We start from the raw sequence: 23,879 nt of genomic DNA on the forward strand, positions 1-23,879 counted from the left end.
ATATACATTAATTTATATGTTTGATTTTTTGAAAGATTTAGACGAAAATCAATTGTCCGCAGTAAAATATAATGATGGACCGCAACTTGTTATAGCAGGTGCAGGTGCCGGGAAAACAAGGGTGTTGACATACAAAATTGCCTATCTTCTAAAAAATGGAATTAAACCATGGAATATATTGGCATTGACGTTCACAAATAAGGCTGCTGATGAAATGAAAGAGCGCATAGGAATTCTTGTCGGGGATAAATTGGCACGGCAGATTCATATGGGGACATTCCATTCTGTATTCTATAGGATTCTGAGAAATGAAATAAATAAAATAGACTACAAACCCAATTTTACGATATATGATGAGAGTGATTCAAAATCACTTGTTAATAGCATCATAAAAGAATATAATATTGATGATAAAAAATATAGTCCGGGATTTGTCCTTAACCAGATAAGTTATGCCAAGAATAATTTAATTAATGTAGATGACTTTTCAGTAAATGGTAAAACAAATGTAATAGGAACTATTTACAGAGAATATATTCAGAGATGTCATATTGCAAATGTAATGGATTTTGATGACTTACTGGTTCTGACATATAGGCTCTTTATGGATAATCCGGAAATATTGGCTGATTATGCTGACATATTCAGGTATGTTCTTGTTGATGAATATCAGGATACAAATTATGTACAGCAAAAAATAATAGAGTTATTCTATAGAAAAAATGCTTTTATTTGTTTGGTTGGTGATGATGCTCAAAGTATCTACAGTTTTAGAGGTGCAAATATCGATTATATACTTGAATTCCCAAAAAAGAACGGATTTGAGATCTTCAAATTGGAGCAAAACTATCGTAGTACAAAAAATATAGTTGCCGCAGCTAACAGTCTAATCAAACATAACGAACACCAAATATATAAAGATGTATACAGTAAGAAGGATGAAGGTGGAAAGCTCGATTTAAAAGTTGCATATTCTGATCGAGAGGAAGCGTGCATCGTATGTAATGAAATAAGGCGCATAAAACGACAGTCCGGATGCGACTATAAGGATTTTTGCGTGTTGTATAGAACAAATTCACAGAGTCGTGTTATTGAGGAAGAGCTTATAAATAAATCTATTCCATATAAAATATTCGGTGGGTTGAATTTTTATCAGCGTAAAGAAATTAAAGATATCATTGCGTACTTTCGACTGACTGTAAATACTGATGATGAGGAGGCAATAAGGAGGGTTATCAATTATCCGGTAAGAGGAATCGGAACAACCACACTTAAGAAACTTACAGAATCTGCAAAGGCTAATAGTGTAAGTATTTGGGAAGTTATATCGTTCCCAGACAAATATAGCCTTAATGTGAAAAGCAATACAAAAAATAAACTTATTGATTTTCATGATTTTATAGAAGAATGTAAACGTAAGAGCAATGAACTTGATGCATATGAATTAGGTGTAGAAATAATAGATAAAAGCGGTATAAAAGGAGTGCTTTATTCTAATGGTTCTCCTGAAGATGTTGCGCGACAACAAAATGTAGAAGAATTATTGAGTGCTTTGAAAGATTTCGTAGACAATAAAAAAGAGGAGGGGCAAGAGGACTTTTATATATCAGATTTTCTACAGACTATATCTTTAATATCAACTATAGATGATAATAACAATGATGACAATACTGTATCATTGATGACAATTCATTCGGCAAAAGGACTTGAATTTTCCACAGTGTTTATAGTTGGAGTTGAAGAAAATATAATCCCGAATATACGTATGTCTTCCTCACTACGTGAAATTGAGGAAGAAAGAAGGTTGATGTATGTTGCGATAACAAGAGCGCAAATGCATTGTATTATTACATATGCAAAAAGTAGATATAGATATGGAAAGATGGAATTCTGTCGTCCGAGTAGATTTATTTCTGAAATAGATTCTAATTATATACATAATAATGAAGCCGACATCCGTACGGGAACAGATTCGGCAAAGTGGGGAAGAGCAAGTAACATGTTTACAAACCGCCATGTTAAAGTAAGTCATTTTACTAATGAAAATTTGGTAAGTAAAAACCGTCCAATGGAATCTGATATATCAGCAAGTGTGGATTATAATAGTGATGTGAAAATAGGAGATATAATAGAACATCAGCGTTTTGGAATCGGTACGATAGAAATGCTGGACGGTGAGGGGGAAAATACAAAAGCCACAGTGCGTTTCAACAATGCAGGAACTAAACAGTTATTGCTGAAATTCGCAAAATATAAGATAATTTCATGAGTTTTGAATAGGACTATGTTGTAAAATATAATTAATTATATCCTTGCGTAAGGATATATATGTGTCTTATGTTGAAATAAGCAGAATATTATAATGATTGATCATAGATTTGTTTTCTCTTTTTTAATGTACACAATATTGTTCTATTACGGAGTCGAGTTTGATATTTAGAGAGGCTAACGAACATTCATGAGGGTTAAAAAACGTAAAAGATGCTATGCGCGCGTGTTTTTGCACGTTAATTTAATTAACTTTGTTGGATAAAATTTATAATATGAGAATGTATCAGACAATGAGATTTAGCTGTGTGTTCGTGGCTTTATCATTATGCTTATTTATGCAGGCGGCAAAGAAATATGTGCCTAAGAGGGAATTCCGCGGTGCGTGGATACAATGTGTTAATGGTCAGTTTCAGGGACTTTCCACAGCCGCCATGCAGCAGAATCTGTCAAATCAGTTGGATGAATTACAAAAGTGCAATGTTAATGCGGTTATCTTTCAGGTTCGTCCTGAATGTGATGCTCTTTATCAAAGTAGCATTGAGCCATGGAGCCGCTTTCTTACAGGTGTGCAAGGACAGGCTCCATCACCATTTTGGGATCCGTTGCAGTGGATGATTGACGAATGCCATAAGCGTGGAATGGAACTTCATGCTTGGATTAATCCATATAGAGCTAAAACCAAAAGTACTCTTACGTTAGCCTCTTCACATATTGCAATAAAAAATCCTGCACGTGTATTCTCGTACGACGGACAGTTCATACTAAATCCCGGAATGCCAGAAAATAGAGAATACATTTGTAGGGTCGTGGATGACATTGTGTCACGCTATGACGTGGATGGCGTGCATATTGATGATTATTTTTATCCATATCCTGTCGCAAGACAGTCTATTCCAGACAGTAACGAGTTTGCCAGATATAATAATGGCATACGGGACATTGGTGACTGGAGACGTTATAATGTCAATCTTTGTATAAAGGAACTCGGAGAAACAATACACAGACGCAAGCCATGGGTGAAATTCGGTGTTTCGCCATTCGGAATATATAGAAACAAAAGAACAGCTCCCAATATAGGTAGTGATACTGGAGGACTCCAGAATTATGATGATTTGTATGCGGACGTGTTACTTTGGGTTAACAATGGATGGGTGGATTATTGTGCTCCGCAGCTTTATTGGCAGATAGGTCACAAGACGGCAGACTACAAGACTCTGATAAACTGGTGGAACAGGTATTCATCCAACAGACCTATTTTCATTGGAGAGGATGTTGAGCGTACGGTAAAGTTTGCAGATGTGGATAATCCTTCGATAAATCAAATGCCGGCAAAGTATTCATTACGCAGCCAGATGCGCAATGTGAGTGGGGTTGTTTTATGGTATTCTAAAGCCGTGGTTGATAATGTTGGAAATTATGCAACAGTTTTGAAAAACAGCTATTGGAAATATCCGGCTTTGCAGCCTCTTATGCCTTTTATTGATGATGACAGACCAAGAAAGCCAAGAAAGGTGAAGCCTATTTGGACAAGCGATGGCTACATACTGTTCTGGACACAGCCCAAAGGTAAGGATTGGGATGATAAGGCTGTGAAGTATGTTATTTATAGATTTGCCCGTGGAGAAAAAGTGGACATTGATGACGCAACGCATATAATTGATATCACAACAGATACTTTCTATAAGTTACCTTATGTCGATGGTGAGACAAAATACACTTATGTCGTAACATCACTCGATCGTATGGGTAATGAGAGCAAAGGCGTTAAGAAAAAGGTAAAACTTTAAAGTAGAAAGACGTCATGTTATAGAGATGATGTGAAAGTACGTTTTCGAAATTTATTATTTAGTTTCTATTAAGGATGATAAGTAATAGAAGAAGTTGGTTATTTTGTGTTTGTATTTATTATATTGCAGATATTCTTTATGTAATTGCAAAGTTTCATAAGATTCTAACTTCTTCTATTACATCCTTTATATAACTGCTCAATTATTTATTTTATTTGAGTTTATCATACACAGTCGAATATGTTGTCTTTTCCCCATTCAATGGAATTTTGGCTCACATTATAATAAAATCAAACATTTGTTTTGTGCTGCGATAAATTTAAATTAACTTTGCCTCTGTTATTACTATTATTTTATTGTTAGTATATATATGATAAGGATTGCATCTATTATAACGATGTTTTTTTTCATTGGAGTTTTGACATCATGTAATGAAAATAAAAAAACAAATGATATCATAACCCGTAAACCGGAGAAGACCCATGTTAAAAAAAGTATTCAGAAGATTGGTGATTATGAGCAAACACGTACAGTTGATTGGCATGGCTCTGTATATAATGTTAGCATAGAGAGAAAGGCTGACGTTAATTTACCTTTAGTAGATGACGGTACTGGAAACAAGTATTATGATAACCGTATAAGATTGTGTTTGACTGGTAAGGATGGGAAGGATCTGCTGAGACGTGATTTTACAAAAGACGATTTTAGAAAATATGTAGGAGATGAATATGCTAAGAATAATGTGTTGCTTGGCGTGGTCTTTGATAGGGTTGATGATGATTTTATTTATTTTGCAGCAAGTGTCGGCTCTCCTGACAAAATGAGTGATGAATATATTCCTTTAGTTGTAAGATTCTCTTATAGAAATTTTAAATTGGATATATATAGAGACACGACGCTCGATACGTCAGACTCTGAGCCAGAGTTATCGGATGACGATATTTGAAAACAATGTTTTTATTGTACAGACTATTGAGGAACGACAACCGTGAATACTTTTGCTATCATATATATACAATATAGTTTAATATAAAATTCAAGAAATAATATGGCGAGGATGTGTCAAAATGGACACATCCTCGTCATGATACCGACTATTGCAAGATTCGTATATCTGTAGTCAGTAACCGGTTTTCTCAAAAGGTTGAGCTATGGAGAAAGTAAGACTCAGTAGAAATTTAGTGGGTAAGCAAACTGTTTTGCAATTCTTAAAAGGAAAAATTTCTTATCTACTGAGCCGGAATAGGTATATTGCAATAAGTTACTTAATCCATGGTTATTGACATATTGTTGAAATCGAGTGTTACTCGGTTAAACCTATTGATAAAATCCATTCCAAGAACTCCGTCCATACCGACCTGGTTCTCATTCTTTTCTATGCGGGCATTAGATAATGTCACATCATGTCAAACATAACAGAGTTTGATATCAGGAACACGCAATACATCATCAATATTCTGTACATTAGAGCCTTTATTTTGTAATATCATGTTCTCATTTGCAAATTTGTTGAAATGTTTCTCGTAGTAGGGCTGCAAGAAATAAGCTTCCATTTCTCCTGTAGACAGCAATAATTTTAAGTTACCCGATTGGTCATTAGAATCTATAAAAAGCTTACGTCCGTTTTCAAGTCTTATGTTGTGAATATTCTGTTTTGTCTTTATGTTATTTATAGGGAATATCAACTCTTTTGCTCTCACATCAAATGCATATTTCTCCCATTCTTCTAATGAAATAAGCACCTATGACGCCATCCATTTGTTCAAGCGTTTTTTTCTGTGTTAGCTGGTCAAAGACAAATGCAATGGGGTCTTTATAAATGATGTCTCCTATCGCGATACTATCAATATGAGCCATGTGGAAGCCGTTATATGCATCTAACGTCTTTAGGCCAAGTTTCTCTGCTGCATGTTTTGATATATCGGTGTTTTCAGTGCCAGTGTCAAAGACAAACTTATAGTCCTTACCTTTTATTTTCACATTGATATATATATGCTACTCCCAAGCATGCAAGGCTGTATGCATTGTTAGAGCCAATCTGTTGTTGCCTCTCATTAACAAGGGTTACAATATAGTCCAGAGTCTTTTCCGGCTTATTGAATTGTGATGCAAGCACAAATTCTGCCATGAGTGCAAGATTATTATCTTCCAGTGAATATTTCAATTTCGGATATTCATCAGCCAACGCAAACCACTCTGACTCGTTAATATGTTCACTTATACGCATGTCAGCCTCTTGAGAGTTGGCATATAGACACAGACCTGTCAATACTGTTATAATAATATGACGAATGCCATATAATTCAGGGATATATCAAAATATCATTGTAAAGAAGTGTCAGTACTGTTCTGAAACTGTATATAATCAAAAGAGTTATTCAATACACGACTTCCTACGTTCGTTGTAGTGTTTGTGTGTGTTACCATAGCTCCGTAAAAAGCCGGTGGAATATGGTTTTCACGGAAAAGCGACCAATGGCAGCCTTTCTTTATCTTGTGCAAGATGACTTCTGCATCCGTATATTACAACTAAGAGTAATGTAATTACGTTTTCTTTTGGATTGCTGTGCCATATTTCATTCGCTACATCTTTGTCGTACGCAGTGTACATGCAACTGTCACTATATACGAGTTAGGTTGTCCATTATAAGTAGTAATGCTATTTGTACGCTGTACTTTTATGTTTTGACGTGGTTATAACAAAACCACATAAGTTTAAATCACTTCGATATGTATAAATAAATCAGATAAACCTTTGTTAATATTAAAAATAATCGTATTTTTGCAAAATAAAAAAATTAATTGTTCAGTTCTTTTTATTATGAAAAGATTATTATTCAATCTGATTGTTTTAATTACTGTTGTGGTACTGTTGGATAGCTGTTCTAGTGCCAAGCGAGTTGCTTATTTTCAGAATATAGATAGTGTGGATCTTTCTGCGTCACAAGGATTGTATGATGCCAAGATAATGCCTAAGGACATGCTGACAATAATTGTCAATACTACAAATCCTGATGCGGCACGTCCGTTTAATCTTTATTCAGCTACAGTAAGCGGACAGTCTGGAAATAATAATATGCAGGGCTATCTCGTGGATAATAGTGGTAATATTAATTTCCCTGTAATAGGAAAGGTGCATGTCTCAGGACTGACAAAGGGGCAATGTGAGGATTTGATACGTGAAAAAATAATGCCTTACATGTCTGGAACTGAAAATCCGGTTGTAACTGTTAGAATGTCCAGTTTCCGTGTGACGGTAGCTGGGGAGGTGAATAGTCCCGGCGTTGTTCCTGTGAATTCTGAAAAGATGAGTGTTATAGAGGCTTTGGCACAGGCAGGAGACCTTACTATTTACGGACGACGTGACAATGTGCTGTTGATTCGTGAGAATGAATTGGGGCAAAAGAGTCAGGTTAGAATAAATCTTAATGACGCGAATTTTATTAATTCTCCATATTATTATGTTCAGCAGAATGACATTATTTATGTCCAGCCAAATAAGGTTAAGGCGAAGTCTTCTTCCATCGGAACTTCTACCACATTATGGATTTCAGGTGTAAGCATATTGACTTCTCTTGCGTCGTTGGTTGTTAATATATTAAGGAATTAAAGAATAAACAAATAAGAACGTTAGACATTTTATATCAAAATATGTCTAACGTTTATTTTATGTGATATACCAAATTTAGAATTATGTGTGGAATTGTCGGATATTTAGGTAATAAAGAAGCCTATCCCATTTTAATAAAGGGATTGAGAAGATTAGAATATCGTGGGTATGACAGTGCCGGAGTAGCTATTATAAATGATGACAATCAGCTTAATGTTTATAAGACAATAGGAAAGGTTTCTGATCTTGAGGATTTTTGCAAAGATAAGAATATAAGCGGACATGTAGGTATCGCACATACACGGTGGGCAACACACGGAGTCCCTTCTTCAAAAAACGCACATCCTCATTTCTCTGAATCTAAGGATTTGGCAATAATCCATAACGGAATAATCGAAAATTATAGCGTTATTAAGCGTAATCTTATTTCAAACGGTGTGAGTTTTCGCTCTGATACAGATACAGAAGTTTTAATCCAACTCATAGAATATGTCAAGAAAAAGAAAAATCTTGATTTATTGACTGCCGTACAATTGTCGCTTCATCAGGTGATTGGTGCGTATGCCATAGCTATATTGGATAAGAATAACCCTAATCAGATAATTGCGGCACGCAAGCAAAGCCCGCTTGTTGTCGGAGTAGGCGAAAATGAGTTCTTCTTAGGTTCTGACGCATCTCCAATTATTGAGTATACAGACAAGGTCGTTTATTTAGACGACGGCAATATTGCCGTTATACGCAGTGATGAAGGTTTGAAGGTTGTCAACATTTTTAATAGAGAGTTGAATCCTGAAATACAGACCGTAGATTTAAATCTTGGTCAGATAGAGAAGGGAGGTTTCCCTCACTTTATGCTGAAGGAGATATTTGAACAACCTGAGTGTATTAAGAATTGCATGCGTGGGCGGGTAAACGATGATAATAGCAATATAACGTTAAGTGCTATCTTAGATAATAAGGAAAAACTGTTGAACGCAAAGCGTATTATAATTGTTGCCTGTGGAACTTCATGGCATGCAGGGCTTATAGGTAAATATCTTATTGAGAATTTTTGTCGCATTCCTGTAACAGTAGAATATGCCAGTGAGTTCAGGTATTCAAATCCTGTCGTAACAGAGAACGATGTCGTCATAGCAATATCACAAAGCGGTGAGACTGCGGACACACTTGCCGCAATAGAAGTTGCAAAAAGGAATGGAGCGTTCGTATATGGTATCTGTAATGTAGTCGGTTCCAGCATACCGCGTGCGACGGATGCCGGCAGCTACATTCATGTGGGTCCGGAAATTGGTGTCGCTTCTACGAAGGCTTTTACCGGTCAGGTTACAGTCCTTGCCATGTTCGCACTGGCGTTGGCGAAAGAAAAAGACATTATAGATAAGAGACAATACTCTGAGATAATAAAAGAGTTATGGACTCTACCTGAAAAGATGAAGACTGTTTTGGAGCTTAACAACAGAATTGCCGAACTAAGCCGAATATTCACTTACGCTCACAATTTCCTTTATCTTGGCAGAGGCTACAGCTATCCTGTCGCGCTTGAAGGCGCATTGAAATTAAAGGAAATAAGCTATATACATGCAGAAGGATATCCTGCGGCAGAGATGAAACACGGACCTATTGCTCTCATAGATTCGGACATGCCTGTTGTTGTTATTGCGACACATAACAAGATGTATGAGAAGGTGTTGAGCAATATTCAGGAAATAAAAGCACGACAGGGTAAGGTCATTGCACTTGTCAGCAAAGGGGACGATACTATAAGCCGTATAGCTGACGAGGTCATCGAACTGCCTTCTACAATGGAATGTTTTGAGTCTCTTATAGATGTCATACCTTTGCAGTTGCTGGCTTACCATGTGGCTGTATGTAAAGGTAAGAATGTAGACCAACCGAGAAATCTGGCAAAATCTGTAACCGTAGAGTAAATATATTGTAAATATATAATATAAAACAAAATAGAGCGTGGAACCATTAAAGCATGAATGCGGGATTGCAATGATAAGATTGCTCAAACCGTTGACGTATTATCAGGAAAAGTACGGCACCTGGATGTTCGGATTGAACAAACTTTATCTTATGATGGAGAAACAGCACAATCGCGGACAGGAAGGTGCCGGTATGGCATGTGTTAAACTTGACAGTGCTCCGGGTCGGGAATATATGTTCCGTGAGAGAGCAGAAGGTAAGGATGCGATAACCGAGATTTTCGGTCAGGCTCATCGTGATCTTAAAAATCTAAGTCAGGAAAAGTTGTCAGATGTCGCATTTGCGAAAGACTGCCTGCCATTTGCTGGCGAACTGTACATGGGGCATTTAAGATATTCCACTACAGGTAAAAGCGGACTGTCGTATGTCCATCCTTTCTTGCGCCGTAATAACTGGCAGGCAAAGAACCTGTGCCTGTGCGGAAATTTCAATATGACAAATGTTGATGAAATTTTCGACAAGCTTACCATGCAGGGGCAATATCCCCGTATATATAGCGATGCTTATATCATGCTGGAATTTATGGGGCATCGGTTAGACCGCGAGGTGGAACGCAATTTTGCTAAAGCTAAAGAGTTCGACTTGAATAATAAGGAGATAACTGAATACATAAACGACCATGTCGAAATGAAGAATGTGCTGAAAAGCACAATGACAGATTTTGACGGTGGATATGTCGTCTGCGGAATAACCGGCAGTGGGGAAATGTTTTCCATGCGCGATCCATGGGGCATAAGACCAGCGTTTTATTATAAAAACGACGAATTTATTGCAGTTGCAAGCGAGCGTCCTGTGTTGCAGACAACATTCGATCTCGAATGTGAGGACGTCTGTGAGCTGATGCCCGGAACCGCATTGCTGGTAAAGCGTAACGGTGATTTCTCAATAGAAGAGATAATTCCGGCAAAAGGAAACAACGCCTGTTCTTTCGAGCGTATTTATTTCAGCCGTGGCAGTGACAGAGACATATACAAAGAACGCAAACTGTTGGGGGAAAGTCTGCATGAGCCCGTTTTGAAAGCCATCGGCTATGATGTGAAACATACGGTTTTCTCTTTCATTCCCAATACGGCGGAGGTCGCATACTATGGATTGCTTACAGGCTTCAAGAGATATGTGAATGAGAGCAAGGTGCGTAGGATACAGGAACTTGGTCATATCCCATCAGAAGAGGAATTAAGGGAAATACTTGGCGATTACGTACGTTCGGAGAAAGTGGCATGGAAGGATATAAAACTCAGAACCTTTATCACAGAGGGAAACTCGAGAAATGACCTTGCCTCACATGTGTACGATATAACATACGAGAGCATTGAGCCGCATGTCGACAACCTTGTTGTCATTGATGACAGTATCGTGCGCGGAACAACTCTTAAGGAAAGCATTTTGAGAATTCTTGACAGGTTGCATCCCAAGAAAATCATCATAGTAAGCAGTGCTCCTCAAATACGTTATCCTGATTATTATGGAATTGACATGGCGCGTCTTGAGGAATTCTGCGCGTTCAGGGCAACAATAGAACTGCTTAAGGAAAGAGGCATGTACAGTCTGATAATGGATACATACAACGCATGCAAGACAGAATTATGCAAGTGCCCGGACGAGATGCGTAACTGCGTGCGCGATATTTATGAGCCGTTTACGGTTGATGAGATAAATAAAAAGATCGTTGAGATATTACGCCCCGCAGAGGTGACGACACCGATAGAATTGGTATTCCAGTCTATTGACGGATTACATAAGGCAATACCCAACCATAAAGGTGATTGGTATTTCACCGGAAAATATCCTACACCGGGCGGTACCAAATTATGTAATCGCGCCTTTGTGAATTACATAGAGAATGTTTATCAGAATGAAAAGAAATTCTAAAATCATAAGATGAGAAACGTAACTTTAGCTTTGGAGAACGGAATTAAGTTCCATGGAAAATCATTTGGCTATGAAGCACCCATGGCCGGTGAGGTTGTTTTTAACACAGCTATGGTAGGATATCCGGAGTCATTGACCGATCCTTCATATGCCGGACAGATGATAGTACTTACTTATCCGCTTATAGGTAATTATGGGGTGCCGTCATTTGCATATGATGACAATAAACTGCCGTTGTTTATGGAGAGCGACAGAATTTATGCATCGGCAATCATTGTGACAGACTACAGTGAGAGCTACTCACACTGGAACGCGAAAGAGAGTCTTGCGGAATGGCTGAAGCGTGAGCATATTCCCGGAATCACAGGGATAGATACAAGAGAACTTACAAAGGTTCTTCGCGAGCATGGGGTTATGATGGGTAAAATACTTTTTGATGATGAACCGGATAATATTCCGACGGCTACTTATGAAGGAGTGAATTTTGTTGATAAGGTGAGTTGCCGCGATATTATACGTTATAATGAAGGAGCCGGCAAGAAAGTTGTTCTTGTGGATTGCGGTGTCAAGGCAAATATCATAAGATGTCTTATAAACAGAGGTGTTGAGGTTATCCGTGTACCCTGGAATTATGATTATACCGATATGGATTTTGACGGATTGTTCCTTGCTAATGGTCCTGGAGACCCGGAGATGTGTGAGGATGCTGTGGCGGTATTGCGGAAATATATGCAGATGTCACGCAAGCCTATATGCGGAATATGTATGGGTAACCAGCTTCTGGCAAAAGCAGGCGGAGCAAAGACTTACAAATTGAAATATGGACATCGGTCCCACAACCAGCCTGTACGCATGGTCGGTACTGATAACTGCTACATCACGACACAAAACCATGGATACGCGGTTGACGGCAGTACAATAGGGGCTGATTGGGAAGAACTTTTTATTAACATGAATGATGGTTCCAACGAAGGCATCAGGCACAAGAGCAACCCTTGGTTTTCGAGTCAGTTCCATCCGGAAGCCCGTTCCGGCTCATTGGATACAGAGTTCCTGTTTGATAGATTTGTAGACACACTAAAGTAAAAAATAAACGGTATGAAGTACGACAATATAAAGAAAGTTTTGCTATTGGGTTCCGGTGCGCTCAAGATAGGTGAGGCAGGTGAATTCGACTATTCCGGTTCGCAGGCACTTAAGGCATTGCGTGAAGAAGGCGTGGAGACTGTCCTTATAAATCCGAACATTGCGACAGTCCAGACATCGGAAGGCGTTGCCGATCAGATATATTTCCTTCCAGTGCAGCCTTATTTTGTAGAAAGAGTCATCGAGAAAGAGAGACCGGACGGCATATTGCTCGCATTTGGCGGGCAGACTGCATTAAACTGTGGCGTGGCATTATACCGCGAGGGTATTCTTGACAAGTATGGAGTTCAGGTGCTTGGAACATCTGTTCAGGCAATAATGGACACGGAGGACCGTGAGCTTTTTGTTGAGAAACTTAACGAGATAGGCGTCAAGACTATAAAGAGCGAGGCATGCGAGTCAATTGAGGCTGCACGCAAGGCTGCCGCTGAACTTGGCTATCCTGTCATACTTCGTGCTGCTTATGCATTAGGTGGTTTGGGCAGTGGCTTCTGTGACAATGAGGATGAGTTGAATCGTCTTGCAGAGAAAGCGTTCTCGTTCTCTCCCCAGGTTCTTGTTGAGAAAAGCCTGAAGGGATGGAAGGAAATAGAGTATGAGGTTGTAAGAGACCGTTATGACAACTGTATCACTGTATGTAATATGGAGAATTTCGACCCTCTGGGAATACATACCGGAGAAAGCATAGTTGTCGCTCCTACTCAGACGCTGACAGACCGCGAAAGCCAGAAACTACGCTCACTGGCAATAAAGATTATCCGTCATATAGGTATTGTAGGAGAATGCAATGTGCAGTATGCTCTTGATCCGAACAGTGAGGATTACCGTGTTATAGAAGTTAATGCACGTCTTAGTCGTTCTTCGGCTCTTGCATCAAAGGCAACCGGATATCCTCTTGCGTTTGTGGCTGCAAAACTCGGTATGGGATACGGACTTTTCGAACTGAAAAACTCAATAACCAAAACCACAAGTGTTTTCTTCGAGCCTGCGCTTGATTATGTTGTTTGTAAGATTCCGCGTTGGGATTTGAGCAAATTCCGCGGAGTTGACAAGGAACTTGGTTCCTCAATGAAGTCTGTCGGTGAGGTTATGGCGATAGGACGCACTTTTGAGGAAGCTATTCAGAAAGGCTTGCGCATGATAGGACAAAGCATGCACGGTTTTGTGGAGAACAAGGAGCTGGAGATTGATGATATCGATGTCGCCCTGCGCGAACCCACCGACAAGCGTGTCTTCATAATCTCGAAGGCAATGCATAAGGGATACACCATCGACCAGATACACGAACTCACAAAGATTGACAAATGGTTCCTTGAGAAGCTCAAGCACATCATTGACATAGACGAGCGGATGAAGGCTCTTAAGAATGTGAACAATCTCGACAAGGAGTTGTTGAGAACAGCAAAAATATATGGCTTCACAGACTTCCAGATAGCACGTGCCGTCGGTCTTGAGGAGGAAGTGGGAAATATGCACAAGGCAATGCTCACTATACGCCAGTTGCGTAAGAACTATGGCATACTTCCGGTTGTCAAGCAGATAGACACTCTGGCGGCGGAATATCCGGCACATACCAACTATCTGTATGTAACTTATTCTGGTGTGGCAAGCGACATTTCGTTCGACCGTGACAATCGCTCCATCATTGTACTTGGTTCAGGAGCTTACAGGATTGGCAGCTCCGTAGAGTTTGACTGGTGTGGTGTGCAGGCGTTGAATACAATACGCCGAGAGGGATTCCGTTCGGTGATGATCAACTACAATCCTGAAACTGTGTCGACAGACTATGACATGTGCGATCGTCTTTATTTCGATGAACTCACATTCGAACGTGTGATGGATATCATCGAGTTTGAAAGTCCGTACGGAGTCATAGTCTCAACCGGAGGTCAGATTCCTAATAATCTTGCGATGAGACTTGATGCACAGAACGTTCCTATTCTGGGAACATCGGCGAAGGACATTGACAATGCGGAAGACCGTGCCAAGTTCTCCTCGATGCTGACACGCAACAACATCAGTCAGCCGGAGTGGAGTGCGCTTACATCAATGGATGACATAAACAAGTTCATAGACAAAGTAGGTTTCCCCGTACTCGTAAGACCGTCATATGTGTTGTCAGGTGCCGCGATGAATGTCTGCTCAAACCGTGACGAGCTGGAACGTTTTCTGAAACTTGCCGCTAATGTCTCGGAAGACCATCCTGTGGTTGTCAGCCGTTTCATTGAGCATGCCAAGGAAATAGAGATGGATGCTGTCGCCAATAAGGGAGAGATTATAGCTTATGCCATCTCAGAGCACATTGAGTTTGCCGGAGTACATTCCGGTGACGCCACAATACAGTTCCCTCCGCAGAAACTATATGTGGAGACCGTACGTAGAATAAAACGCGTAAGCCGCCAGATAGCAAAAGAACTGCACATATCGGGTCCGTTCAACATACAGTTCATGGCACGCGATAATGACATACTTGTTATCGAGTGTAACCTCAGAGCCTCACGTTCATTCCCGTTTGTCAGCAAGGTTCTTAAGCTTAATCTCATAGATCTGGCAACAAAGGTCATGCTTGGTAAGCCGGTAGAGAAGCCCAACAAGAATCTGTTCGATCTCGACTATGTCGGAATCAAGGCGTCACAGTTCTCGTTCAACAGATTGCAGAAGGCAGACCCTGTTCTGGGTGTCGACATGTCTTCTACCGGAGAGGTCGGATGTCTTGGCGATGATACAAATGACGCGTTGCTCAAGAGCATGCTTGCAGTGGGACAGGGTATACCAAAGAAAACAATACTGTTGTCCACAGGAGGTGCAAAGCAAAAGGCGGAGATGCTCGACGCTGCGAAGAAGCTGGTGGAGAATGGATACGAACTGTATGCCACAGGAGGCACTTCAAAATATCTGGACGATAACGGTGTGCGTAATGTCCGTGTCTATTGGCCTTCGGAAGAGGGCAAAGAGCCGCAGGCACTTACACTGCTCCATGAGAAGAAGATAGACATGGTTGTAAATATTCCCAAAGACCTCACACCGCGTGAGCTCACTGACGGCTATAAGATCCGCCGTGCATCCATCGATCTCAATGTGCCGCTGGTAACCAACAGCAGGCTGGCAAGCGCATTTATCAATGCATTCTGCACGCTGAAACTCAGCGATATTGACATCAAGAGTTGGGCGGAATACAAATAAAAACATAAAGGATAAAGTGTGTGGTCGGGATGTTTCAATGCATCCTGACCACACTTTTTTTATTCCGAACGGGTCATGATATGCCATCCGTATCTTGTGCTTCACCATAACTTGCCGTTTCCAGATTTTGTGGAAAATGTTGCAGGAAACACTTGTAGGAAGCGGATGGCAGAATGAAGACAGCGGTGCGGAGTAGGGAAGAAGAACATTCCATAAGGGAAAAAAGCTGTTTTTGCACTATAGTGACCGGTTCAGACTCGCTGAAATTTTAGTGTTCAACAGTCTTCAAATGCTGCTTGAAGAAGTCCATATAAGTGTTATACCAATCGGCAGGTGTCTCGTGTTTGCACTCTGGATTTACTACGTAATGCTTCTCCTCAGACTTGAAGTTGTTGTAAGGTGCGAAGTTTGTGTGCGGCGGACATACCGGGTCTTGTAGTCCTATTGCCGATATTACAGGGCATGTTACGAGTGTGGCGAGGTTCTTCGTGTCGAAGTAAGAGAGAAACTTGTACATCGTAGCGTTGTCCAGGTCAAGCTTTTCCTGCATAGCACGTGCCGTTGAGGCTGGCCAAGAGCCAACTTTGAAGTCGTAATATGATAAAAAAATAATGTGAGATATTTTAGTTTTATAAAATACAGATAAGGCAAAATTATTTCAATTTATTTGTTTATATCGAAATATTAATGTATATTCGCAAACCAAAGTTTATTTTGGGCTATTAAATTTACTAACTAAAATACGCATACAGATGAAGAAGTACAATTTTAATGCCGGACCGTCAATGCTTCCAAGAGAAGTTATTGAGAATACGGCAAAACAGATTTTAGACTTCAATGGTTCAGGCCTTTCTCTGGCAGAAATAAGTCACAGAGCCAAAGATTTCCAACCGGTCGTTGACGAAGCTGTTGCTTTAATAAAGGAGTTGTTAGAGATTCCTGAGGGATATTCGGTTCTTTTCTTAGGTGGAGGCGCCTCTCTTGAATTCTGTATGGTTCCATATAATTTCCTGAAGAAAAAGGCGGCATATCTCAATACTGGTGTATGGGCAAAGAAAGCCATGAAAGAGGCGAAGTTGTTCGGTGAAGTTGTGGAAGTGGCTTCCTCTGCAGAAGCAAACTATACTTACATACCGAAAGACTGGGAATGTCCTGCAGACGCAGACTATCTTCACATTACGACAAACAACACTATTTACGGTACAGAAATAAGACATGAGCTTCAGGTTCCTGTAAGGATGATTGCAGACATGTCGTCAGACATATTCAGCCGTCCCGTTGATGTATCAAAGTATGATTGTATTTATGCCGGAGCACAGAAGAATCTTGCAATGGCAGGTGTTACTCTTGTTATTGTGAAGGATGACGCTTTAGGTAAGGTTGACCGCAGCATACCGACAATGCTTGACTACAGAACTCATGTGGAAAAGGGTTCAATGTTCAACACACCGCCTGTGGTTCCGATATATTCAGCCTTGGAGACTCTGAGATGGATAAAGGCACAGGGAGGTTTGAAGATGATGGATAAGTTAGCGCACGAGCGAGCAGAAATGCTATATGCAGAGATTGACAGAAACAAGCTTTTCCGTGGAACGGCAAAAGAAGAAGACCGCTCGCTGATGAATATATGCTTTGTTATGAACGATGAATATAAAGAACTGGAAAAGCCATTCCTCGATTACGCTCTTTCTTGCGGTATGGTCGGAGTGAAAGGTCATCGTTCTGTCGGAGGTTTCAGAGCAAGTTGCTATAATGCCCAGACCATAGAAGGTGTTGAGGCTCTTGTGAAGTGCATGCAGGATTTTGAGGCACAACACTGAATCCTTTTATAAAACAAATAAAAAGGGCGGATATGTCACTATCCGCTCTTATAAATTTATAATAACCCATAAATTTAATCGTTATGAAAGTTTTAGTTGCAACAGAAAAACCATTTGCCGCAGCTGCTGTAGATGGTATAAAGAAAGAAATAGAAGGAGCTGGCAATGAGCTGGTGCTACTTGAGAAATATACGGATGTTCAGGAATTATTGGATGCTGTAAAAGATGCTGATGCACTTATTGTACGTTCTGATAAGGTTAATGCCGCTGTGTTGGATGCGGCGGAAAACTTGCGTATCGTAGTACGTGCCGGAGCCGGATATGACAATATTGACATAGAGTATGCTAAAAAGAAGAATGTTGTTGTGGAGAATACTCCCGGACAGAACTCCAATGCCGTAGCCGAACTTGTTTTCGGCTTGTTGGTATTTGCTTGCAGAAGCTTCTATAGCGGCAAAACAGGAAATGAGCTGAAAGGGAAAAAGATAGGAATACTCGCATATGGTAATGTAGGACGTAATGTCGCACGGATAGCCAAGGGCTTTGGTATGGAAATATATGCATATGACGCTTTCTGTCCTAAAGAATCCATTGAGAAAGACGGAGTTGTTGCGGTAGACTCTCAGGATAAGCTGTTTACCGATTGTGACATTGTTTCTTTACATATTCCGGCAACACCTCAGACAGTGAAATCAATAAACAAGGAACTGGTAGGCAAGATGAAAAAGAATGCCATCATAATAAATACTGCGAGAAAAGAAGTGATAGACGAAGCCGGTCTGTTGGAAATAATGAAGGTGCGTACTGACTTGAAGTACATAACAGATATAAAGCCAGATGCTGACGCTGAATTCCAGACTTTTGAAGGACGTTACTTCAGTACACCGAAAAAGATGGGCGCACAGACTGCGGAAGCAAACATAAATGCCGGTATTGCAGCGGCTGTACAGATAAATGCGTATTTCAAAGACGGATGTACCAAATTCCAAGTAAATAAATAATGGCAACAATAAAACCATTCAAAGGGATACGTCCTCCAAAAGAACTGGTGGAAAGTATCGAGTCTCGTCCATACGACGTGTTGAGCAGTAAAGAGGCGCGTGAAGAGGCAGGCGATAATGAAATGAGTCTGTATCATATAATCAAACCTGAAATAGATTTCGAGGAAGATATTGACGAATATGATCCGAGAGTATATCAGAAAGCGGCAGATAACTTCAAGAAGTTTATGGACAAGGGATGGCTGGTTCAGGATGACAAAGAAAACTATTATCTATATGCCCAGACCATGAACGGTAAGACACAGTACGGACTTGTAGTAGGAGCTGCTGTCGCTGATTATATGTCAGGACTGATAAAGAAACACGAGCTTACAAGATGCGACAAGGAAGAAGACCGTATGAAGCACGTGCGAGTGTGCAATGCCAATATGGAACCGGTGTTCTTCGCTTATCCTGATAATGCAAGGCTTGATGAGATAATAAAGCGTATCGCACAGAACGAGCCTGAATATGATTTCATAGCACCAATTGACGGATTCAGGCATCAGTTCTGGATTATCAGCAATGAAGATGACATTAGAGCTATAACTGAAGAGTTTGCAAAAATACCGGCTCTGTATATAGCAGACGGTCATCATCGTAGTGCCGCTGCGGCATTGGTAGGAGCGGAATTGGCAAGAAAAGACGAAAATCATACAGGAAATGAGGAATATAATTATTTCATGGCTGTATGTTTTCAGGCTTCTCAGCTCACCATATTGGACTATAACAGAGTTGTGAAGGATCTTAATGGTCTTACGCCAGAACAATTCATCAATGCCCTGTCAAAGAATTTCATCATTGAAAAGAAAGGTTCGGAAACATACAAACCATTGTGTATACATAACTTCTCACTTTATCTTGACGGATGTTGGTATTCTCTCACAGCTAAAGAAGGTACGTATAATGACTCCGATCCCATTGGCGTTCTTGACGTGGATATTTCCACACGTCTTATTTTGAATGAGATTCTTAATATTCAGGATTTGAGATCGGACAAGCGTATAGATTTTGTTGGAGGTCTGCGTGGTCTGGAAGAACTGAAGAAGAGAGTGGATAGTGGAGAAATGAAAGCCGCTCTCGCATTGTATCCGGTATCAATGAAACAGATTATGGAAATTGCAGACAGTGGTGCCATAATGCCTCCAAAGGCGACATGGTTTGAGCCTAAACTGCGTTCTGGGCTTGTCATACACAAGTTGTCTTAATGTAACAGAACACAAATTTACGAGATTTATGTCTCATTAATAATGGAGGGGCGAACCGCAATTCGCCCCTCTACAATATCATAAGATGAGTAATATTTCAGACGAGTATAAAACTGTCACATCCGAGGTAGCTGAAGGGTTTTATAGTGAAAAGCGTAGCAAGTTTTTTGCTTTTGTCCATCATGTGACGTCAGAAAGTGATATAAAAAACATAATCTCCGCTTATCATAAGTCACACTATGATGCGCGTCATATATGTTATGCATATGTATTAGGTCCGGATAAAGCTCATTTCAGAGCAAATGATGACGGGGAGCCCAGTAGTACAGCAGGGAAGCCTATACTTGGACAGATAATAAAAAATGACCTGACGGACATTCTTGTTGTTGTCATTCGCTATTACGGAGGTGTTAATCTTGGTACAAGCGGACTTATAGTAGCATACCGTACTGCCGCAGCAGATGCCATTTCGTCGGCAAAGATTGTATCCAAACAAGTTGAAGAGACTGTTAAACTTAAATTCCCTTATGAGTTGACCAACAGCGTTATGAAGATCGTGAAGGAATTATCCGCACGTATCTTATCAAATGAATATAACAATGATAATATGTGTGACATGACTTTATCAGTAAGGAAATCTCAGGCTGAGATTTTGAGAAGCAAATTCAAACATTTGACATTACTTCGTAATCTTGATGTCCGCTAAAATTATCTATATATAAAATGTCTGTTCGCAATACATAAACCACGTTCCAACAGACTTCATCTGTATTTAGTGTTGCTGTAATACCGCCTTCCGCTTTTCCCATATTCAATCCAACTAATCTTCTATATAAACAGAAAGCTTTCATTCAAAAATAAGTATGAAATTTGATAAAAGTGACGGTCGGTTCTGATAAGACATAAGATGTATATTTATGCAAGTGGAGCAGGCTATTTGAATATTTATATAATGTAAAATCGCTGAGAATCGAATAAAAACAAACAATAAAACATCGATCGTCATATACACTGTTTTCAGCATGTCAATATAACGTATTGAATATCAGTATTTTGGCTGACGTGACACTTCCGATATGTTTTTTCAACATACGACAAAGCCTTTTCCGGTATGCGAGAAAGCCTGTATGGACGTGCGAAAGAGAACGTTTGGGAGTATGATACAGTCTCTTTTGTAGTAGGAGAGCGATGTTGTAAGAGGGTTGGAATGATAAAAATTTATCATGATATAGCAAAATAATATTATTAAGACGGATATAGCTGTATAAGATGTGGGGTAGGATAGGACACAGACTAAAATAATACTGTTGTAGAAACGTATCCGGAATGTAAAGCCCTTTCTATTTTGTAAAAATTATATGTAAAGATTTTTTACTGTCTGTTCTGTATAAATATTCATTCTATTGAGTTATATTTAGATTACATATATGGCTGTATTGAACTTTATAATGCTTCCTGACTCTTAACCACGAATCTGCCATCAGACCGCCATAGTCTTGTTCTCACTTAATTTATATGCAGTTCATCCGTATTCCGCACAGCTGACTCCCATTTTGCTTGCCGCCTCTTTCCGATGTAGCCCGCTACATCTTAGACAAAACCAGGAACAAATCTGTCTGAAGACAACACGTAATACGGATGAAGTCTGATGACAGGTTCCGGTTAATCATAATAGAAATATGTTCTGTTTCCTTTGATTTATTATATATCCATCACGCATATCCGCTGTTCACAATTATAAATGTTTTATACAGACTTATCAATACTAAGTTTTATAAAACAAACAGTCTGCAGACGTTTTGTAATCACATCTGCAGACCGTCGTACATTTGTTTGTATATTATGTTATGTATCTTACCAAAGATTCAAACGGTTCTCTTTTGGAATAAACATCTTATCAGTGGATTTGATGTTAAACGCATCGTACCACGCGTCAATATGTGGCAGAGCACCGTCTACGCGCCAACATCCAAGAGAATGCGGGTCACTCTTGGTACGGTTTCTGATTTCCTCCGTAGTTATATTTGCAGCCCAGACACCTGCATATGCAAGGAAGAAACGCTGTTCTGGAGTAAAACCGTCAATTGTCGGTAGTTTCTCGTTCTTTGTGGCATTCTTGAACGCATTGAATGAAACCATCAGTCCACCGTGATCGGCGAGATTCTCGCCCAATGTCAGTTTTCCGTTCGCGTTAAGATCAGGAAGTACTTTTATCGAAGAGAAAAATTTATCACACAGTTCTGCACGCTTATTGAACTTCTCGGCATCTTCTGCTGTCCACCAGTCTGTCATATTGCCGTTTTTATCATAGTTACGTCCCTGATCATCAAAACCATGTGTCATCTCGTGACCAATGACAACTCCAATAGCTCCGTAGTTGAACGCATCATCGGCATTCATATCGAAGAACGGAACCTGAAGTATTCCTGCCGGGAAACATATTTCGTTTGTTGTCGGGTTGTAGTATGCATTCACTGTCTGCGGTGTCATGAACCATTCATCTTTGTCTACAGGTTTGCCCGCACGATAGTTGATGTCCCACTTTCTCCAGAAAATCTTGCAGTTCTGTACATTCTCATAATATGACAGATTCGGATCTATGGAAAGACCGGACATGTCTTTCCACTTGTCAGGGTATCCAATCTTGACATAGAAAGAATTGAGCTTGTCAAGTGCCGCCTTTTTGGTGTCCTCGCTCATCCAGTCCTGTTCTCTTATACGTTGTGCCAGAGAAATCTGTAGATTTTCAACAAGTTTTTCCATTCTTGCTTTGGCTGCTGCCGGGAAATAACGTTCCACATACATTTTGCCGAGAGCCTCACCCATCTGACTTTCAACCTGACTTGTGGCACGTTTCCAACGCGGATAGTTTTCCTTGCGTCCAGACATTGTTTTACCGAAGAAATCGAAATTGGCGGCAATGACATCATCACTTAGATAGTCCACGGCAGAAAGGATGACATCCCATTCCATATATGCCTTGAGCTCATCCGCTGTCATCGACTCTACTATTTTATTGGCTCCGCTGACAAAATCCGGCTGACCTACGACAAGTTCCTTGAAGCATGAATTGTCCACATCCAGCTTGCTCATATAGGCAGACAGCTTTATGGCAGGATAATTGCTTTCAAAGTCTTCAATTGTCATTTTGTTATAATTGGCTGCGACATCCCTCAACTCAGCACGTGACTTTGACACTTTGGCAAGTGCTGTCTCTATTTTCATGATGTTCTCCATTTTCTTTGTGGCTGATTTTTTGTCAAAGCCGAAGAACTGGAACATGCGTATGATGTGTTTTTTGTACGCATCACGTATGCCGGCTGTCGCAGAGTCATTGTCCAGATAATACTCTTTTTGTCCAAGAAACAATCCGCCCTGGTATATGTTAAGAATATTCATCCTTGAGTTTTTCTCGTCCGCTCCAAATCCGATTCCAAGAGGAATGCCGTATCCGAATGTAGCGTATTTAAATTGTATATCACGTAATGCTGACGTATTAGAGGCTTTCTCAATCTCGTTAATCAGCGGCATTACCGGTTTTACGCCATCTTTATTGCGACGTACAGAATCCATCGCCTGTTTATAGAAATCGCTCAATTTCTGTTCTGTACTGCCCGGTGTGAATGTCTTTGACGCCAGTTCTGCAAGAATAGTGTTTATACGCTTGTTGTTGGCTTGTGCCAGTTGGTCGAAGCTTCCATATCTGGAATATGCAGCCGGTAATGGATTGTTCTTCATCCATCCACCACAGGCAAACTGATAAAAGCTCTCACCGGGATTGGCTGTTCTGTCGAGATTCTCCAAACTAATACCCGATTTAAGCTGTTCTTGAGCAAATCCGAGTAACGGAGCACTTGCTATTACCATAATCGGAATGATTTTTTTGATTTTCATTTTAATTTATATATTATGTTTATGATATTTATACGAAATGATTAATTGACGTTTTGTAT

17 protein-coding genes are annotated in these 23,879 nt (G+C 40.0%); 12 read left to right on the forward strand and 5 right to left on the reverse strand.

Translation table 11 applies throughout. The features are described from left to right. Positions 1-16: 16 nt before the first annotated feature. The 3 genes from BN4609_RS09880 to BN4609_RS09890 all read left to right on the forward strand — a co-directional run bounded on the left by BN4609_RS09880 (position 17) and on the right by BN4609_RS09890 (position 5,004). Positions 17-2,269, forward strand: a complete 2,253-nt coding sequence (locus tag BN4609_RS09880) for an ATP-dependent helicase (RefSeq protein ID WP_068856538.1) — start codon at positions 17-19, stop codon at positions 2,267-2,269. 337 nt (positions 2,270-2,606) lie between these two features. Beyond that, positions 2,607-4,058 carry a glycoside hydrolase family 10-like protein gene (locus BN4609_RS09885; protein WP_241033247.1) on the forward strand — a complete coding sequence of 484 codons (1,452 nt, stop codon included), beginning with the start codon at positions 2,607-2,609 and terminating at the stop codon, positions 4,056-4,058. A 370-nt stretch (positions 4,059-4,428) separates the two neighbouring features. Beyond that, positions 4,429-5,004 carry a DUF4738 domain-containing protein gene (locus tag BN4609_RS09890; protein ID WP_068856539.1) on the forward strand — a complete coding sequence of 192 codons (576 nt, stop codon included), beginning with the start codon at positions 4,429-4,431 and terminating at the stop codon, positions 5,002-5,004. Between the two features lie 460 nt (positions 5,005-5,464). On the opposite strand, the gene BN4609_RS09895 is transcribed toward BN4609_RS09890, so the two are convergent. From BN4609_RS09895 to BN4609_RS09905, 3 genes are read right to left on the reverse strand one after another with little or no spacing between them, the layout of a single operon-like run. Then, positions 5,465-5,758: a hypothetical protein gene (locus BN4609_RS09895; RefSeq protein WP_068856540.1), complete on the reverse strand. Its 294-nt coding sequence runs from the start codon at positions 5,756-5,758 to the stop codon at positions 5,465-5,467. A 1-nt stretch (position 5,759) separates the two neighbouring features. Further along, the gene (locus tag BN4609_RS09900; protein WP_068856541.1) at positions 5,760-6,038 is read right to left on the reverse strand and encodes a retropepsin-like aspartic protease; all 279 of its coding nucleotides are present in this window, start codon (positions 6,036-6,038) and stop codon (positions 5,760-5,762) included. Continuing rightward, positions 6,022-6,285 carry a hypothetical protein gene (locus BN4609_RS09905; protein ID WP_068856542.1) on the reverse strand — a complete coding sequence of 88 codons (264 nt, stop codon included), beginning with the start codon at positions 6,283-6,285 and terminating at the stop codon, positions 6,022-6,024. Before BN4609_RS09905 ends, BN4609_RS09900 begins: the two co-directional genes overlap by 17 nt. Before the next feature lie 594 nt (positions 6,286-6,879). Between BN4609_RS09905 and BN4609_RS09910 the strand changes: the two genes are divergently transcribed. The 5 genes from BN4609_RS09910 (at position 6,880) to carB (ending at position 15,858) form a co-directional block, all read left to right on the forward strand. Next, complete coding sequence (locus BN4609_RS09910) at positions 6,880-7,668, forward strand: polysaccharide biosynthesis/export family protein (RefSeq protein ID WP_068856543.1); 789 nt, start codon at positions 6,880-6,882, stop codon at positions 7,666-7,668. An 83-nt stretch (positions 7,669-7,751) separates the two neighbouring features. Beyond that, positions 7,752-9,596: a glutamine--fructose-6-phosphate transaminase (isomerizing) gene (glmS, locus tag BN4609_RS09915; RefSeq protein ID WP_068856544.1), complete on the forward strand. Its 1,845-nt coding sequence runs from the start codon at positions 7,752-7,754 to the stop codon at positions 9,594-9,596. A gap of 37 nt (positions 9,597-9,633) precedes the next feature. After that, entirely contained in the window at positions 9,634-11,529 is a 1,896-nt protein-coding gene (locus BN4609_RS09920) for an amidophosphoribosyltransferase (RefSeq protein ID WP_068856545.1), read from the forward strand. A gap of 9 nt (positions 11,530-11,538) precedes the next feature. After that, positions 11,539-12,615, forward strand: coding sequence for a glutamine-hydrolyzing carbamoyl-phosphate synthase small subunit (gene carA, locus BN4609_RS09925; RefSeq protein ID WP_068856546.1), 1,077 nt, complete (start codon positions 11,539-11,541; stop codon positions 12,613-12,615). Between the two features lie 12 nt (positions 12,616-12,627). Then, positions 12,628-15,858 (forward strand): carbamoyl-phosphate synthase (glutamine-hydrolyzing) large subunit, encoded by a 3,231-nt coding sequence (carB, locus tag BN4609_RS09930; RefSeq protein WP_068856547.1) that lies wholly within the window; start codon positions 12,628-12,630, stop codon positions 15,856-15,858. Between the two features lie 268 nt (positions 15,859-16,126). On the opposite strand, the gene BN4609_RS09935 is transcribed toward carB, so the two are convergent. Beyond that, a complete protein-coding gene (locus tag BN4609_RS09935) occupies positions 16,127-16,408 on the reverse strand; it encodes an acetylxylan esterase (RefSeq protein ID WP_068856548.1) in 282 nt (93 codons plus the stop codon). A gap of 202 nt (positions 16,409-16,610) precedes the next feature. On the opposite strand from BN4609_RS09935, the gene serC reads away from it, so the two are divergent. From serC to BN4609_RS09955, 4 genes are all read left to right on the forward strand, one after another. Next, positions 16,611-17,678, forward strand: coding sequence for a 3-phosphoserine/phosphohydroxythreonine transaminase (serC, locus tag BN4609_RS09940; RefSeq protein WP_068856549.1), 1,068 nt, complete (start codon positions 16,611-16,613; stop codon positions 17,676-17,678). A gap of 83 nt (positions 17,679-17,761) precedes the next feature. Next, positions 17,762-18,679: an NAD(P)-dependent oxidoreductase gene (locus BN4609_RS09945; protein WP_068856550.1), complete on the forward strand. Its 918-nt coding sequence runs from the start codon at positions 17,762-17,764 to the stop codon at positions 18,677-18,679. Beyond that, positions 18,679-19,926, forward strand: a complete 1,248-nt coding sequence (locus tag BN4609_RS09950) for a DUF1015 domain-containing protein (RefSeq protein ID WP_068856551.1) — start codon at positions 18,679-18,681, stop codon at positions 19,924-19,926. The genes BN4609_RS09945 and BN4609_RS09950 overlap by 1 nt, the downstream gene beginning before the upstream one ends. A gap of 85 nt (positions 19,927-20,011) precedes the next feature. Further along, positions 20,012-20,632, forward strand: a complete 621-nt coding sequence (locus BN4609_RS09955; RefSeq protein WP_068856552.1) for an IMPACT family protein — start codon at positions 20,012-20,014, stop codon at positions 20,630-20,632. A 1,148-nt stretch (positions 20,633-21,780) separates the two neighbouring features. Here the strand turns inward: BN4609_RS09955 and BN4609_RS09960 are convergent. Beyond that, complete coding sequence (locus BN4609_RS09960; RefSeq protein ID WP_068856553.1) at positions 21,781-23,820, reverse strand: M13 family metallopeptidase; 2,040 nt, start codon at positions 23,818-23,820, stop codon at positions 21,781-21,783. Positions 23,821-23,879 lie beyond the last annotated feature (59 nt).

It is taken from the genome of Leyella lascolaii, assembly GCF_900079775.1.
Lineage (GTDB): Bacteria > Bacteroidota > Bacteroidia > Bacteroidales > Bacteroidaceae > Prevotella > Prevotella lascolaii.